Here is a 17,057-nt window from a genome sequence, read left to right on the forward strand (position 1 = left end):
ACATTCCTTTAAAAACACCATCCAGTACAAAGGCAACGGAATTAAATGGTTGAACGACAATAACCATAAAAAACATAGCATAAAACGCGGTTAATACCTCAGTTTCCTGCGTAAAAAGTAAGCCAATTTGGTTGTAAAGTAACCCTCCTAATATCATTAAAATTACACCTACTCCTACACCATATTTAATTACTTTAAAAACCAGGTTTTTTAATTGTTCATAATCTTTTGCTCCCAAAAGGCGGCCCCCATAAATATTTCCAGCGGAAGCATAACCGTCAATAAAAAAAGCAGTAAATAGCCAAATATTCATAGCAATAGCATGCGCTGCAATGTAGGTATCCCCTAAACCTGTGGCTACTCTTACAGCTGAAAGTAAAGCGATATTTAATGAAATGGCGCGCAAAAATAGATTGCCACTCATGGCAAGCAACCGAGGTACTTCGTGATGCAATGTTTGGCCAATTTTATAGCTAATAGTTGTTTTTTTAAAAAGCAAAATAGTGACCAGCATGGCCATAATAATTTGAGCAATTAAACTGGCCCAGGCGGCACCTTTAATATGCATTGCGGGGAGGTAATCTTCAATTCCGTATACAAGTACAAAATCCAGAACAATATTTAGCAGTGCACCGATAGCAGCAATTACCATGGGCCAAAAGGTATTTTGTAGCCCTCGGAAAATACCAAATGCAGCAAAAACAAATAGCGTAAATGGAAATCCCCACACCCGAATAGTGTAGTATTGTAAGCTGTAATCCAGTATTTGACCTTCGGCTTTGAGTAGTTTAAAAATGTCTGCTGCAAAAAAATAAGTTCCTCCTAAAACTAAGATGCTTAAGCCGATATTAATTAAAATGGCTTGCGCAGGTAAGCTTCCAAGTTCCTTAAGCTTTCCTGCACCTAAATATTGCGAAATTATTGATGAAATAACACTTCGGGTTTGACCTAATACCCAAATAAGCATGGATAAAAAAGCTCCTACTACACCTACTGCAGCTAAGGATTCTTTAGCATTTATAGGGATATTACCTACTATTGCGGCATCAGTTGAGGATAAAATGGGTTCGGCAATTCCCGCAATAATTGCTGGACCAGCAATTTGATGAATTTTTTTAAAACTGGTCAATTCCATGTTTACACAAGCGTTTTAGTTTAAAAAATTTAAAATATGATCGGTTGTTTGTGCTAAAGCTAAAGGCATTTGATCATCTTCCCAAGGGTGCTTGGCATTAAAAACATGATCTGTATTCAGCGCAATGAGCTGGCTGTTTTTACTCCATTGGTGTAATAATGCTGCTTTAGCGAAAGGGACGGTGGAATCCTGTTTGCCATGAATTATTAAATGAGGTACGGTTAATTTTTTGGCAGCCGTAGCAATATTTAATTGGGGTTTATTTGCTTGATAATCTTCAAATAATTGATAGTATAAAGGCATTTGCTGTTTAGTGCGACCGTTTTCTATATATAATACTCCTTTTTGTTTCCATTGAGCTATTTTTTCTGCTGAAGGCAAGCTTTCATGATAAGAGGCTATTCCCGCTAAGGTGATAATTTTGGTTATTTTAGGTTCACTGGCAGCTTTTAGTGTTACAACACCTCCACCGCGAGAATGTCCCATTAAAAATATTTTTGAAGGGTCAGTATTACTTGAAAATTTGAAATCGGGATCAATCACTTGGTCAATAACTGCCTGTAAATCGTCCTGCTGTTTTGAAAAATTATCATTGCCAAAAGCATCCAAATCAGGGAAATCAATAGGTTGTTCAATAGTGCCACCATTATGCGAAAAGTTAAAAGCAACTACAAAATAGCCTTCAATCGCTATTTGTTTTAGCATTAAATGCCAAGGGCCCCAATTTTTAAAACCTTTGTAACCATGACAAAAAATAAGTATTGGTTGTTTGGAAAGTTCTTTGTTGTAATAAAAATCAGTAACAATTGGTTTGTTGTGTTTGCCTACTAAAGGAATATTTTTATGTATGGTTATGGTCATTTGAAATAGGTTTTAGGTTCTTTTTTAAGGAAGGGAATAGTAATATCACAAATTTCAGTAATTAAAAATTGTAGCTGGTTTAAAAAGCTGGTAAAAATTTCAGGGGTAATGGCAGGGTCACTTGTTCTGCCTTTTTCTGCGTATTTAGCAAAAGATAAAAAGCCATCGTTAAGCTTTTTAAATGAAATAATACCGCCATAAACAGGGTTTGTAGTAGGGTGTTTATTACAATACATGTAGGCGTACATTAAAATTTGCAAGGCTTTACTACGTTTGTCATCGGTAATAAGGCTATCCCAATCTCTGACTTTTAAATCCGAGGTATTTACGGCGCCAGTTTTATAGTCAACAATGCGAAGTTGACCGTTGTAGCGGTCTACACGATCTACTTTTCCACGGATGTATACAGGAAAATCCAGATTTGGCATTTCAATTTGGGTGGTAAAATTATTTTCAATAGCTATAATTTGAATTTCATTACCAGCATTAATTTGAGCCAATTCTAATTTTAAAAATTTGGAGATATAGGTAACAGCAACTTCCAGGCTAATAAAATTAGCCCCGTGTTTAATTTGATTGGTGGAATAGGTAATTTGGAATTCTTTTTCAACGGCAGCACGAATATTTTTTTGCATTACTACAATATCTTCAGCTACTAATATTTTATCAATATAAGGCTTGTAAAATGTTTCTAGTACATTGTGTATTACTGTTCCTAAGGTGTTTGCGGCAACTTCCTCTTCAACTTCATCAGTATCTTGTACCCCTAAAATATAATGTTCGTAAAAACTTAATGGATCACGTAAATACGCTCCTAAAGCCGATGGAGAAAATCCTTTTTGGGCAATTTGACTAAGTTTGGTAATTATAGTTTCGTCCTTTTTAATTTCTGTTATTGGAAGGTATTCTTTGGCGTTTGGAGTAACAACTATGGAATTTATTATATGGTGATTGGGATGTTTTTCTAATTCAATTTGTTGTAAAAACCTACTTTTTTCGCCGCTATTAAATTCATCTATCTCAGTGTTGTAAAGTAAATGCGCGGTTGTACAGCGTTGTAACAATCGGTAAAAATGATACGCATAAATGGCATCCTTTTCTTTATAAGTAGGTAAATTAAGATCTAGTTTTAAATCATGCGGAATAAATGAGTTTCCTTTTTTACCAGCGGGTAAAACACCTTCATTGACTGAGGTTATGATCACTGTTTCAAAATCCAAACAACGTGATTCTAGTACTCCCATAATTTGTAACCCTTGAAAAGGTTTTCCTATAAAATCAATTTTTCCATTTTTTATTTTATCATTTATAAGCTGTAGTACTGTGTTTATACTATTAATACTTGGATGTGCTGTAATTAAGGTTAACAACTCTTCAGTAATAATTAAAAATTTATGAGTATATCCCAATTGTTGCACATCACCATTTTTTTCAAAAATGGAGCAAATATGATTGGTCAGTTGATACAATTCTAAAATGAGTTGGGTGCTGTTTTTGTATTCCGAAAAGATGAGCTTTAGGGACGAGTTGTTTGTAGTTTGTAAGTTTTCGATAACTACATTTGATTTTACATAAACCCAGTTGTTTTTAACAATTGAATTGTAAAATTGTTCGCAAGGCTGTTTGCCGAGTAAAAGCTTTACAAATGGATTTTGTAACAACGCAATAAGATCTTTATAATAGTAAGCTTTTGAAGTGCTTAGTTCCTTTTTTAAATTGAAAAACTGCTGAATAAATGTTGCATACGGCACTTGACTTAATGACAATCCCATAGTTATATTTACATGCTGTACATTTTTTGGTAGCGAACTTAAAATGGGAAGAAGCAAACTTTCATCAGCAAGCACAAGGGCTGTTTTGGACAATTGTTCAGCAGTAAAATTTACTAATAATTGCCCAACATATTTTAGTTGCCCTATATTTTTAGGAACTCCTGTGATATGGATGTTTTTCTCTTTTTCAAAATTAGTATGAGTGCTTTGTTCAATAGCGTCTATGCCTTTCCATTCCTTTTTTATTTTTCTCAAAAAAAAGAGAAGCATCATGGTCGTAGTCTTTCAAAAAATAAGCATCGGCATCCCAAATGCAATGCGCTTTATTTTCAATAATTAAAGTTTTAATGATTTTTTGCTCGGCGGCGTTTAGGGCATTAAAACCAACAAATAAAAGGTTTTTTTAGTTTCTTTGGTATAATTTTCAATGCGTTCGGCTGCTTTTCGGTATTGTAAACCTTGGTAGCCTTTTCCTATATGATTTAGTTTTTCTGTAAAAGCATTATAGTAAAGTTGTAGGCGTTCCCAAAATTGGATATAATTTTCTATTAAATGTGTTTTGTTTTCTTGTAAAAACCAGTGTTTTTGATCGGTGATATAGTACAAGTACTTAAAAAAAGCGTCGTGATCTACTAGATATCGATCAATTTCATTAAAATCTTGTAGTAGCGTTTGCCCCCATGACATAAAATTTTCAAAATCTTTTTGTTCACTTTCAGGGCATTTTTCTAGGTAAGCTTCGTAAAATAAAAGTAAAATTTCATTGTTATCCATGGCTTCTAGCCCTGATAACTCAGTGATAAATGTTTCAATACTAATTATTTCAGGCAAAATTCTAATTTCTCCCGTAAGGGCAGTAACCAATTTATTTTTTAAAAATAGACCCGCACGTTGACTTGGTAGTACAACAACTAGTTGGTCAAAGTCCATGGGATTAAGAGCTAATAAATGAGATACTACCTGATCTAAAAATGACTGCATAATACAATAAAAATTCTATGATAAATGTACCAATTAAACTGTTTAAATAGCTTTGTATACTTCGAAAAGTGAGTATTTATTAGTTGAAAAATAGGGTAATCGTATTTAGTCACTGTTACGTCCGTGTCGTTTTCAAATTTGGAAAATCATACGCAATTTTTGCTTGGATGTTTTATACTGTTTCCAAGGTTGAATTTCTCATGCAACTCGTTCTTTTTCGCTTGATACTTCAAAATATTTATCAAGTGTAGCAAAGGTTAGGTTTAGTTTTTTCCTTGCCCCAAAAGACATTTTTTTATTTGAGTAAATTTAAATTAAAACAGGTGTAAAAGTGGTAATGCATTACTTATTATGATTCTAATTATTTTAAATGTAAAATTTAATGTCGGAAACTTTATAAGTGCTTAATTTGCAACAAGGATTAAAGTTGACCTCTTAAATTCGTATAAAGGATAAACAAACGGTTGTTGTATATTTATTGATAATTCTTTTTGCTCAATTTTATGGCTTATAATAGTTTTAAAAAAATTAAAAGTAAGGTATGTACTTTTGGATTATTGTTTTTTGCGAGTATTATATGGGCGCAACAAAATATTACTTTTGAGCATATTACATCGCAACAAGGGTTATCTCAAAATGACGTAAATAGCATTTGCCAGGATCATAATGGATTTATTTGGTTAGCTACGCATGATGGACTGAATAAATACGATGGCTACTCTTTTACCACGTATCGTGCTTCCGCAGAAAATAAAAATAGTTTAGCTACCAATTTGATTAACGAATTGGTTGTAGATAATGACGGATTTATATGGACATTGAATATTGACAAAGGTATTTCCAGATTTGATCCTGAAACAGAAACGGCCATTAATTTTATGAATGTGCCTTACGATAAAACTTCAATTATTTCAAATAGTGCTATTTCTCTTTATGCAGATCATCAAAATAGGTTGTGGGTAATGACAATTAAAGGGTTGGATGTTTTAGATATTAATCAGTTACCTGACAATAATGAATTTGAACACTATTTTGACATTATTAAAAAGCCTTCAGGAAGCACTAAATTTGCTTATGTGACTACCGTATTTCAGGATAGTCAGGAACAAATTTGGGTGGGCACAAATGTTGGCTTGTATAAGGCATTTAGTAATGCTAACGGTAAATTGACATTTATTGACGTCACGGAACAGGAAGGGCTGGCTAAGGGTACAAGTGTACAAAAAATTATTGCAGATACCCATGGTGCAATTATTATAGCTACTACATCGCATTTGATGTATAAAAAAAATAATCAGAGCAAGTTTAAAGTTATTGATGAAGGGTTTTACCCAAACATTGTTGTGGATAATGAAAATAAGTTGTGGACAGGGAGTAACAACGGCTTATTCTGTTATAAATACGACCCTAACAAAAAACAATTCTATAACAGAAAAAACTTTAAAAACGATATTTACAATCCAAAAAGTATTAACAGAAATGCTATACGTGATATTTTTATTGATGAATCTAATGTGGTATGGATTGGAACAAAAGGAGGAGGTTTAAATAAAGTATATCCAAAAGAAAATCCTTTTGCAACCGTTCAAAAAAATTTAAACAAAAATAGTTTAAGTCATAATGATGTTCGCTCGGTTTTTCAAGATTCCAATGGTTTTTTATGGGTAGGAACTGAAGACGGAGCACTTAATGTGAGTAAAAAAGCTAATGAAAATAATTTTTACAATGCTTTTACACATTATGAGGATCTTATTGATGTTTTTGCTATTGAAGAAGTTGAGCAACCAGACGGTAAGTATTTGTTTTTTGGTTTGGAAAGGCCTCCGTATTTGATACGCTTAAAATTAAAAGAAGGGGGGTATTCAGCTGCTGATTTTGAAAACATTAATCCTAATTTCAACGCTGTTTTTTCAATAATACAAACTCAGGACAAAAGTATATGGATTGGAACTTATTACACTGGGCTATACAGGTGGGTGCCGCAAACCGATGGTAGTTATGTAAAAAGTCATTTTCCACAACAACCAAATGGGTTGAGTAATCATATTATCCGAAGCTTTTTAGAAGATGCAAAAGGGAATCTATGGATTGGTACTGCTGATGGATTGAGTATGATACCCAAAGCTGAATTGTCAAAAGAAAATCCTCGATTTATGGTTTTTAAACATGACGTAACGGATGCTAATAGTTTGTCACACAATTATGTGTTGGCATTGCATGAAACAGCCGACGGAAGTATTTGGGTGGGTACCTTTGGTGGAGGATTAAACCAATTTAAATCGGGATCCACCATTAATGAAGGTGCTTTTAATCATTTTTCCGTAAAAGATGGATTAGCAAATGATATTATTAAATCCATTGAGGAGGATGATCAAGGCAATTTATGGATTGCATCAAACAACGGGTTAACAAAATTTAACCCTGAAACTAAAAAAATACGCAGCTATAATATTAATGACGGTTTGCAAGGGAATGAGTTTTTGGAATTAGCCAGTTTCAAAAGAAAAAATGGGCAGCTAATTTTTGGGGGAGTTGATGGTTTCAATGTATTTTATCCTTCTGAAATTAAAGATAATTATACCTTGGCATCTCCTTTGTTTACTAAACTAATCTTATTGAATAAGGAAGTAGGTGTAGGGCAAGAAGTACACGGACGTGTTTTGTTAAAAAAAACCTTAAATGACAGCGAAAATTTAACTTTAAAATATAGCGAAAACAGTTTTTCAATCGAATTTTCTTCTGCGCATTACGTGGCACCTGTAAAAAGTAAATTTCAGTATAAGTTAGAAGGTTTTGATAAAAATTGGATCAATACAACTGCAATAAAAAGATATGCTACCTATACCAATATTCCTTACGGCACGTATACTTTTAAACTAAAAGCTTCAAACAACGATGGTTTATGGAGCCAAAAGGCAAAATCTATTACCATACGGATTACTCCTCCTTTGTGGGAAACTACTTTAGCTTATATAGTATATGGTCTATTAGGTTTGGGGCTATTGATTGCTTTTAGAAAATATACCATAGTAAGAGCAGAAGAAAAACATCAACTTCAGGTAAACAAAATGGAAAAAGAAAAATCCGAAGAGTTACAGCAGATGGAGTTGGAGTTTTTTACGAACATTTCGCATGAGTTTCGTACGCCATTAACACTTATAAAAGGACCGTTGGATTACCTTGAGAAAAATGAAACAGAATTAAATTCTGAAGATCGAATAAAGCAATATAATTTAATGAATAAAAATGCCAATTATTTATTACGATTGGTCAACCAGTTGTTGGATTTCAGGCGATTAGATCGGGAAAAATTGAAATTGCAGTTTCGGAAATTAAATATTGTAGAATTTATAGAAGAAACTACTGGGCCATTTTTATTTATGGCGAACAAGAAAAAGATTGATTTTAAAGTAGTAAGTACTAAAAAAGAAATTGAAGTTCCTTTTGATCCCGATGCCCTTGAAAAAATAATGAACAACCTGCTTTTTAACGCTTTTAAGTTTACTCCCGAAGGGAATTCAATTCGGGTAGAAATCCATGAAGGTGTTCAATTTCAAAATCCACAAATTTTTGACAAATCGTTCGATTTGTCCTCCTACGTAATAGTGCAAATAAAAGATACAGGTACTGGAATACCTCCTGAAAAAGTTACCCATATTTTTGAACGTTACTACATGGAGCGTAAAAAAAATGTACAAGGCGCAGGTATTGGCCTTTCATTTACTAAAAGCCTGGTGGAGTTGCATGAGGGTTTTATAAACGTACAGAGTGAGGTTGGCAAAGGGACAACTTTTTCAGTGTTGTTTCCTTTGGAGCTGGAAACACTTTCAGGCGTTGAAATAGAAGCGCTGGAGGAAGAATTACAAAATGAAAGCTTGCAGTCTGATTTAATTACGGATGAGCCCACCCTTACGGGAGAATTAAAGGCGGATTTGATTAAAATAAATAAAAATGAGCATACGCATCAATCCAAATTACCAAATCTATTACTTGTTGAGGATAATGAAGATATTCGAACTTTTGTAAGGCAAGGTTTGGAAAAAAGCTACGATATATTGGAGGCTGCCGATGGCGAAGAAGGACTGGAAATAGCCGTAAATAAGCTTCCATCATTAATTGTTAGCGATATTATGATGCCAAATTTAGATGGTTTGGAAATGAGTCGACAACTTAGAGTAGACCAAAAAACGAGTCATATTCCAATAATATTACTAACCGCTAAATCCAGTACCGAAACGGAGCGCGAAGCTTTAAAACTAGGTATTGAAGATTTTGTCCGCAAACCGTTTGATTTGGAAATGCTAGTGTTGAAAATTAATAACATTATTTCTAAAAGGGAATCTTTAAGACAAATTTATAAAAGTACCATTTCCTTAGAGCCAAGCGAAATTACTGTAACAAGTGTTGATGAAAAATTTATGAAACGCGCCATGGCTATTGTTGAGGATCATATGATGGATACCGAATTTAGTGTAGAAACGCTGGTTGCAGAAATGGGAATGAGTCGCAGTAATTTATACCTTAAGTTAAAGGAAATTACGGGGCTTTCCTCCAGTGAGTTTATACGCAGTGTGCGTTTAAAACGCGCGGTTCAGCTTATAAAAAAGAGCGATATGTCGGTAAAAGAGGTGATGTACATGACTGGTTTTAATACCGCATCATATTTTTCAAAGTGTTTTAAAAAACAATATGGTATGGTACCTAGTGAATATGTAAAATCGCACAAAAAAGAAAAAAATACGAAGTAACTTTGTATGTAGTAATAGCAATAAATCAAAGCCTAACCGATTAATATAATTTAGTAGTATCCAAGTTCGATAATGAATCAAATTTATAAATTGATAGCGTTCGGAATCATGTTAACTTCCGTAGCCTGTAACAAAACCAAACAACCAATACAAAAACAGCCTAATATCGTATATATTATGGCTGACGACCATACTACACAAGGTATTGGCGTATACCAAAGTCGATTAGCAGGGTTAAACCCGTCTCCAAATATTGATAAAATTGGAAAATCTGGGATTATTTTTGATCGCTGTTACGTTACTAATTCAATTTGCACTCCCAGTAGAGCTGCTATTTTAACGGGGCAATACAGTCAGGCAAACGGAGTTATTGATTTGGAAGGGGTATTGCCTAAAGAAAAACAATTTTTACCAACAGAATTAAAAAAATTAGGGTATCAAACCGCTATAGTAGGGAAATGGCATTTGCATGATGAGCCTGCTGCTTTTGATTATTACTGTGTGTTTCCTGTCCAAGGAAAATATTTTGATCCAGAATTTAGAATTCAAGGGAGCAAACCTTGGCCGCAAAATGTAATAAAACGCAAAGGGCATTCCTCAGATAATGTAGCAGATTTAACACTAGATTGGCTAAAAAATAAGCGCGATCCCAATAAGCCTTTTTTGCTGATGCCACAATTTAAAGCACCGCATGATGATTTTGAATTTGCGCCACGGTATAAAGATTACCTGAAAGATAAGTGGATACCCGAACCCGCCAGTATGTACTACAACGCAAACAATGGTTCGGTAGCTACACGCGGCAAAAATGATTCTTTAACCAGAATAATAGGATCTTCGGTTTCCCGAAGAAATATAGTGCGACACAAAGGAATGAGTACCTGGAAGGATAAAGATTGGAAAGATTTTGGAAATGCCCAGGATTTAAAAGCAACTGCCTACAAGCCTTTCAATCACAGTAGTCTTGAAAAAGCGCATACCAGCCGAACGTATCAGGAATTCGTTAAACGCTATTTGCGCTGCGTAAAAGGAGTAGATGATAACGTGAAACGTATAATGGATTATTTAGAAGTTGAAGGATTACTTGAAAATACAGTTGTAATTTATACAGGTGATCAAGGTTTTATGCTGGGAGAGCATGATTATGTAGATAAACGTTGGATGTATGAGGAATCCATGCGCATGCCATTATTAATTCAGTATCCTACTATGATTAAACCCAATCAACGCAGTGGCGCGTTAATCAACAATACTGATTTTACACCCACCATGTTAGCTCTTGCTGGTGGTACAGTACCTAATTATATGCAAGGAAAAAGTTTTAAATCTATTTTAGAAACAGGTAAAGAGCCTGAAAATTGGCGTGATGCTACCTATTATAGGTATTGGATGCACATGGCACACAGGCACGCGAATCCTGCACATTTTGGTATACGGACAAAAGATTATAAGCTTATTTTTTGTTACGGAAAATACTGGGTAGATACAGATGATGAAAACAAAACATGGAACAAAAAAAGCTGGGGGAATGATTTTACCCGCCACACACCAGTTGCCTGGGAGTTTTATGATATGAATAAAGATCCTAAGGAAATGAATAATGTTTACAATGACCCCGCCTATGCATCTATAATTAGAACAATGAAGAAGAAACTAAAAAAGACCAGAGCGGAGTTAAATGAAGGCGATGAAAAATACCCACATATCCAAAAAGTGATTGATCAACATTGGGATGATTAATTTTTGCATGTTTACTTCTGTTAATGAGGCATATTGATTTGGGTTGAAATCTTTAGTTTTTAGTAAAACTCTATGTTGTTCAATTATACTGCTTACCTATTTCGGGAAGTACATTTTAATGACAATATTCACAACCAAAGCACTATTTTGGGGGTATTTCCTACAGAAACAACTACTAAAAAAGCTGTATTTTTCATAAACAACTGTTTTTCAGAAGATTGAAATTATAATATACTGTTTATTAGGCAATTATGCATTTTGCCGTTATTTTATAACGTTTTATGGATGAAATATTTTATTAATTACATAATTATCAGTAAATTATGGAATAAATTAAATATTATGAATAAAAATACCACCCCAAAGTTTTTATTGATAGTTATATGCCATACGGTTATAATTACATCACTTTTTGCTCAACCCAATCCTCCGCAAGGATATAAATGGGAAGGCGTTCCTGAGTTAACCGATGAATTCGATAAATGGGATAACTCAAAATGGTTTAAACCCTTGTGGAATTATGGTGTACCTGTAAAAATGACGGCTAAAAATTCAGGAGTATCTAAAGGCAAATTATGGATAAAAGCTACACTTGGAAAAGACAGGAAAAGGTGGTTTGAAACTTCAAGAGTGCAATCTACAGCGCAAATAAAATATCCCATGTATACGGAATCTCGTATCCGAACTGCACACATTTCAGCCTACAATACCTTTTGGATGAACAATGGGGACGCAAATAATAGGGACGAAATTGATATTATTGAAAATAACTCAAACCCCTCATGTAAGTGTCAGCCAGATTACCCCTGGCAAATGAGTTCGCAATATTTTATTACTGTGAATGGTAATAATGATCGCAAAAAAGGAAATTTTGATAATAGAAAACTATCTCCGCAAAACAAATTAAGAGGCGTAAAATGGAATCAAGCTTACCATATTGTTGGCGCTTGGTGGATAGACAAAAATAATGTGCAATTTTATTTAGATGGTGAACCTGCGGGCAAAGTAACCACTAAACGTAATTTTACACGCGACCTTAATTTAATTTGGGATTTATGGACAAAAGATGTACCATGGCTAGGAGGTTTAGCTCATAAAAAAGATTTAACAAATAGCAAAATAAATACCATGTATGTGGATTGGGTACATACCTATAAATTAAAAAGAGTGAAAACCTCAAAGCCAAAAGGAGGAAAATCCGTATTGGTTATTGAAGCAGAAAAATTTATTAATACAGGAGGGATTTTTAATGATAGAGTAGCAGGCGGACCAGGAAGAGCGGTTAAAAATTCGGGAACTGAAATTAATTTTGTCAATTCAGGTGATTGGGTAGAATATAAAGTTAATGTACCTGTCAAAGGAAAATATAGTATCCAGTATTTAATTTCAACACCATCAAATAACGCCGCTATTGATTTTATGTTAAATGACAATAAAGTAACTTCAATTGAAGTGCCTAATAATGGATCGTGGAATAGTTACAAATTACTTTCAGGGGGTGTTGTAAGGCTTTCTTCAGGGCAACATGTTATAAAATTGAAAGCTTCAGGCAGAAATGAATGGCAATGGAATTTGGATAAATTTATTTTGAAAAAGAAAAAATAAGAATCTTTTACTACAAACATATTCTATAAAAATAAGTCAATTTTATTTGTATGTAAAACAAAACAACATCGTAGCCTTTGTTACGGTGTTGTTTTATTTTAAAGTACGAAGCGGAAAAGAATCATTTTGAATAAAAAATAGCAAGGTTGTAAACGATAGTACTTCAAAATGTGACATTTCAACCTTTAAATACTACGGTTCAGTAGTAATTAGTTCAATACAGGATACAATTATTCCATTTTTGAAGTATCAAATCAAAAACATAAGGAATAATGAAGTTAATTGTCTTGTTTATTTTCGTTCTAGTAGCCAGCCAATCAATAGTGGCACAAACTCAAATTTCAGGTAAAGTAACCGACCAAAAAGGAAACCCTTTAAGTGGGGCTAATATTTTCCTTGTCGGAAGTTATGATGGTGCTACTAGTGATACTGTAGGTAAATTTAATTTTACTACTGATTTAGAGGGAACCCAAAAATTACAAATTTCTTTTATTTCTTTTGAGGATGTGTATTTGAACATGGATGTGAGTGCCATGCAAAACCTTCAGGTTAAATTAAAACAAAGCATTAGTAGTTTGGAGCAAGTAGTACTTTCTGCAGGGAGTATGGATGCTAGTGATAATAGTAAAGCCGCAGTGCTCACTCCCATGGATATTGTAACTACAGCTGGGGCTTTAGGGGATGCTGTAGGTGCATTGCAAACACTGCCGGGTACCTCCAGCAATGCCAATGATGGTCGTTTGTTTGTCCGTGGAGGGGATGCCAGCGAAACACAAGTTTTTATTGATGGTACTCGAGTATTTCAACCATTTTTGGCTACAGCAAATAATACACCCACACGAGGGCGAAATTCCCCATTTGTATTTAAAGGAGTCAATTTTTCTACCGGAGGATATTCCGCGGAATACGGTCAGGCACTTTCCAGTATATTAAATTTGGAAACAGTTGATGAGCCTAATGAGGAAGAAGTAAATCTTCAATTGATGAGTGTAGGTGGAGGTGCTCAGTTTACCAAAATTTGGGATAAAAGTTCGCTTATTTTTAATACTTCTTATTTCAATTTAAAGCCTTATCAGGAAATTATAAAGCAACAACTTAATTTTTCCAAGCCTATTCAGGTGTTAAGCGGGGAAACAGTTTTTACCCAAAAATTCAAAAAAGGATTACTTAAAACTTATGCGGCTTTAAGTTACACTGATTTTGAATTAACTCAGGAGGATATTAATGTGCCACAGGGTGTTTTTGTGGGACTCAAAAATAGAAACAGTTATCTAAATACAACTTACAAGGGGAAATTGGGAAATTCATGGAAAGTCAATGGAGGAATAAGTTTGTCCAATGATTTTACAGACACCAAACAGGATGTAAACAGGATTAAAACAAATGATAATAGTTTACATGCTAAGTTAAAGTTGAACAAAAAGTTTGATAATAATTTTCAGGTATCCTTTGGTGCGGAACAATTTGTTACTCGCATTAAAGATAAAATAGCAGTACCAAATCAAGAAATTCAAAATAGTACGTTGAACAATAATATTTCTGCCGCTTTCGCAGAAGGGAAGCTTCGGATCGGATCAAAATTTGTAACTAAGTTTGGCGCGCGAGCATCGCATGCGGGCATTTTTTCAAAAACAACGCTAGCTCCAAGGTTTTCGTTGGCACACAAAACTTCGGAATACGGTCAACTAGCATTTGCCTACGGCAATTTTTATCAAAATCCGCAAAATGCGGTATTAAAAATCGAAGAATCACTTTCTCCCGAAAGGGCATCACATTTTTTGCTTAATTATTTGTATAAAAAAGAACGTCAAATATTTAGAGCGGAACTTTTTTATAAAAAATATACTGACTTAATTAAATTTAATGGTGATCAGGTGATTACGGCTACTGATTTCAGGAATTCGGGTAATGGGAATGCTAAAGGACTAGATTTGTTTTGGAGAGATGGGAAAAGCATTAAAAATTTTGAATATTGGATAAGCTACTCTTATTTGGATACTAAAAGAAATTTTTAGAAACTATCCCGAAGCTGCTGCCCCACCTTTTGTAACCAGTCATAATTTTTCCTTAGTGACCAAATATTTTATATCCGATTGGCGTACTCAAGTGGGGGCTACTTACAATTTTTCTTCCGGAAGGTCATTTACAAATCCTAATACCACTGGTTTTTTAAATGATAAAACCAAGTCATTTAATGATTTGAGTATCAATTTTGCTTATTTAATTAGTCAGCAAAAAATACTTTTCTGCTCCGTGTCAAATGTGTTGGGTTTTAATAATGTATTGGATTATCAGTATGCAAATTCGCCTAATACCAATGGGGTTTTTAATCGAAGAGCGATTACTCAACCAGCAAAACGTTTCTTTTTTGTAGGATTCTTTTGGACTATTAGTGAAAATAAGCAAAAAAATCAGTTGGAAAATTTGTAGTACGCATAAAAAAACCTCCTCTATTTGGTAAATCTTAAAATGAATAACATGGAATTGATTGCTGAATGATAATACGAATAAAACTTTAAAAAAAGGTAAACAATCCATCCCTAAAAAAGTACAGTTCAGTAACTAAAAATTAGAATGAATACCAAAAATCAGCAAATTTGAAGTATCAATAAATAACAATAAAACAGTTAAAATTATGGAAGCACAACACACCAATCATGAAAACCTAAAGTATACAATGGCAGTACAACATGTTAGAAAAATCAGGGTATTTTATACGAGCTTAATACTATACGTTGTTCTTATGCCCATACTTATTGTTTATAATTACCAAACAGCACCATATCATTTATGGTTTTATTATCCACTTATTTTTTGGGGCTTAGGATTAGTAATTAGAGGGACAAAATTATTTGCTTCAAATGCTTTATTTGGCAGCGAATGGGAGGCTCGAAAAATTAATGAATTTTTAAATAGAGATTAAACAGAAACCTAAAAATAGTTACCATGAAAAAATCAATATCAATAATTAGTTTTGTTTTAGTTGCATTTTTTGCTAACGCGCAGTCCAACTACGAAAAAGGAATGCAAAAAGCTTTTGGGCTTTGGCAGGAAAATAAAATAGAGGAAGCGAGTAATTTATTTGAACGTATTGCAAATGCCGAAAAGGAAAATTGGTTGCCTTATTACTATGTGGCTAACGTAAATGTTACTATTAACCCGACGGCAATAAATAGAGATTTTATGCTGCGTATTTTATATCCTTATGGTTAAAATATTTAGCTACTCTTTGGCTATTTTCAGTTAGCATTTTCATATGATTCTTGACATTTTCTTCAAGCTGTTTTTCGTTTTTAGGAGCAGGTTTTTCAGATAAAGCATATTTTAAATCACAGTTTAGATACTCATCAGGGTTTTTCTCTGGAGAATAAGAAGGCAAGAAGAATAACTCAATATGTTCCAGTTTTTCTTCAATCCATTTCTTTACTATTTTACTGTGATGAACTCTTAAATTATCTAGGATTAAAAATATTTTTTGTGTTTTATCTTTGATAAGCTGTTCTAGAAATTCAATGAATCTATCAGCATTCATAGTTCCTGAGTAAATCATAAATTGAACACTTCCTTGATTAGTTACTGTAGAAATCATGTTTACAGAAAAACGTTTAGACATACTTTTCTTTACAGGCGTTTTTCCTTTGGGAGCATAAGAACGACCATGTTGATTAGCGTTTCTTACTCCTGTTTCATCACCCCATTGTATTTCTGCATTTTCCTCTTTAGCGCGTTTCTTAATGGCTGGATATTGTTCATCTAACCATAATTGCACTTTTTTAGAACATTGTTCGTAAGCTTGTTTCTTGGGTTTTTGAGGACTAAATCCCCAAGAGCGTAGATAATCCCCCATTGTATTTATCGCTAATTTTACACCAAATTCACGTTCCACTAATTCCTTTACAGCTTTGCGTGTCCATAAAGCAAAATCCAATTTTAGTTGATCTGGCATAACATCTGTAATCATGCGTTGGATCTCTAACTCTTGAGTGCTACTAAGTAATTTTTTATCCTCAGAGCTAACACCGCGCTTATTATCTGTCAACCCTTTAATCCCTTCTTTTTTATGTTTTTTAACCCAATTAGTAATTGTGTTTGGGTTAACTCCGTACATCATAGCTACTTTTTTCTTTTGAACACCTGAATTAATTTGCTTGATCGCTCGTTTGCGTATTTCCTTTCTGCTTGCAGAATCTACTGATCTAAAATCCATATCCTTCA

General features: G+C 33.8%; 12 protein-coding genes. 7 read left to right on the forward strand and 5 right to left on the reverse strand.

Going from position 1 to position 17,057, the window contains the following annotated elements; all coding sequences use genetic code 11:
* The 4 genes from GMC_RS0114755 to GMC_RS20880 form a co-directional block, all read right to left on the reverse strand.
* A partial coding sequence (locus tag GMC_RS0114755) for an MATE family efflux transporter (protein ID WP_010522877.1) occupies positions 1 to 1,135 on the reverse strand: 1,135 nt, incomplete at its 3' end.
* 15 nt (positions 1,136 to 1,150) lie between these two features.
* Positions 1,151 to 1,996, reverse strand: a complete 846-nt coding sequence (locus GMC_RS0114760) for an alpha/beta hydrolase family protein (RefSeq protein ID WP_010522878.1) — start codon at positions 1,994 to 1,996, stop codon at positions 1,151 to 1,153.
* Complete coding sequence (locus tag GMC_RS20070) at positions 1,993 to 4,041, reverse strand: PD-(D/E)XK nuclease family protein (RefSeq protein WP_050813326.1); 2,049 nt, start codon at positions 4,039 to 4,041, stop codon at positions 1,993 to 1,995. Before GMC_RS20070 ends, GMC_RS0114760 begins: the two co-directional genes overlap by 4 nt.
* Positions 4,042 to 4,137: 96 nt before the next feature.
* Positions 4,138 to 4,749, reverse strand: coding sequence for a hypothetical protein (locus GMC_RS20880; RefSeq protein ID WP_050813327.1), 612 nt, complete (start codon positions 4,747 to 4,749; stop codon positions 4,138 to 4,140).
* A 503-nt stretch (positions 4,750 to 5,252) separates the two neighbouring features.
* Here GMC_RS20880 and GMC_RS0114775 point away from each other — a divergent pair.
* The 7 genes from GMC_RS0114775 (at position 5,253) to GMC_RS0114805 (ending at position 16,055) form a co-directional block, all read left to right on the forward strand.
* Positions 5,253 to 9,497 (forward strand): two-component regulator propeller domain-containing protein, encoded by a 4,245-nt coding sequence (locus GMC_RS0114775; protein ID WP_010522879.1) that lies wholly within the window; start codon positions 5,253 to 5,255, stop codon positions 9,495 to 9,497.
* Positions 9,498 to 9,569: 72 nt separating this feature from the next.
* Positions 9,570 to 11,237, forward strand: a complete 1,668-nt coding sequence (locus GMC_RS0114780) for a sulfatase family protein (protein WP_029489817.1) — start codon at positions 9,570 to 9,572, stop codon at positions 11,235 to 11,237.
* 342 nt (positions 11,238 to 11,579) lie between these two features.
* On the forward strand, positions 11,580 to 12,842 hold the full coding sequence (locus GMC_RS0114790) for a carbohydrate-binding protein (RefSeq protein ID WP_010522881.1): 1,263 nt from the start codon (positions 11,580 to 11,582) through the stop codon (positions 12,840 to 12,842).
* A 272-nt stretch (positions 12,843 to 13,114) separates the two neighbouring features.
* Positions 13,115 to 14,857 carry a TonB-dependent receptor gene (locus GMC_RS20075; RefSeq protein WP_316928982.1) on the forward strand — a complete coding sequence of 581 codons (1,743 nt, stop codon included), beginning with the start codon at positions 13,115 to 13,117 and terminating at the stop codon, positions 14,855 to 14,857.
* A 55-nt stretch (positions 14,858 to 14,912) separates the two neighbouring features.
* Positions 14,913 to 15,272, forward strand: a complete 360-nt coding sequence (locus tag GMC_RS22820) for a hypothetical protein (protein ID WP_316928983.1) — start codon at positions 14,913 to 14,915, stop codon at positions 15,270 to 15,272.
* Positions 15,273 to 15,477: 205 nt separating this feature from the next.
* Complete coding sequence (locus GMC_RS0114800; RefSeq protein ID WP_010522882.1) at positions 15,478 to 15,765, forward strand: 2TM domain-containing protein; 288 nt, start codon at positions 15,478 to 15,480, stop codon at positions 15,763 to 15,765.
* 23 nt (positions 15,766 to 15,788) lie between these two features.
* Positions 15,789 to 16,055: a hypothetical protein gene (locus GMC_RS0114805; protein ID WP_010522883.1), complete on the forward strand. Its 267-nt coding sequence runs from the start codon at positions 15,789 to 15,791 to the stop codon at positions 16,053 to 16,055.
* Here GMC_RS0114805 and GMC_RS0114810 read toward each other — a convergent pair.
* Entirely contained in the window at positions 16,024 to 17,049 is a 1,026-nt protein-coding gene (locus GMC_RS0114810) for an IS630 family transposase (protein ID WP_029489529.1), read from the reverse strand. The two genes, GMC_RS0114805 and GMC_RS0114810, sit on opposite strands and share 32 nt — an antisense overlap.
* Positions 17,050 to 17,057 lie beyond the last annotated feature (8 nt).

Origin of the sequence: Aquimarina agarivorans (genome assembly GCF_000218485.1) — a bacterium.
Classification (GTDB): domain Bacteria; phylum Bacteroidota; class Bacteroidia; order Flavobacteriales; family Flavobacteriaceae; genus Aquimarina; species Aquimarina agarivorans.

Coding starts and splice junctions, on each gene's coding strand:
- GMC_RS0114760 (WP_010522878.1), bottom strand. CDS start 1,996: ATGACCATAACCATACATAAAAATATTCCTTTAGTAGGCAAACACAAC.
- GMC_RS20070 (WP_050813326.1), bottom strand. CDS start 4,041: ATGATGCTTCTCTTTTTTTTGAGAAAAATAAAAAAGGAATGGAAAGGC.
- GMC_RS20880 (WP_050813327.1), bottom strand. CDS start 4,749: ATGCAGTCATTTTTAGATCAGGTAGTATCTCATTTATTAGCTCTTAAT.
- GMC_RS0114775 (WP_010522879.1), top strand. CDS start 5,253: ATGGCTTATAATAGTTTTAAAAAAATTAAAAGTAAGGTATGTACTTTT.
- GMC_RS0114780 (WP_029489817.1), top strand. CDS start 9,570: ATGAATCAAATTTATAAATTGATAGCGTTCGGAATCATGTTAACTTCC.
- GMC_RS0114790 (WP_010522881.1), top strand. CDS start 11,580: ATGAATAAAAATACCACCCCAAAGTTTTTATTGATAGTTATATGCCAT.
- GMC_RS20075 (WP_316928982.1), top strand. CDS start 13,115: ATGAAGTTAATTGTCTTGTTTATTTTCGTTCTAGTAGCCAGCCAATCA.
- GMC_RS0114800 (WP_010522882.1), top strand. CDS start 15,478: ATGGAAGCACAACACACCAATCATGAAAACCTAAAGTATACAATGGCA.
- GMC_RS0114805 (WP_010522883.1), top strand. CDS start 15,789: ATGAAAAAATCAATATCAATAATTAGTTTTGTTTTAGTTGCATTTTTT.
- GMC_RS0114810 (WP_029489529.1), bottom strand. CDS start 17,049: ATGGATTTTAGATCAGTAGATTCTGCAAGCAGAAAGGAAATACGCAAA.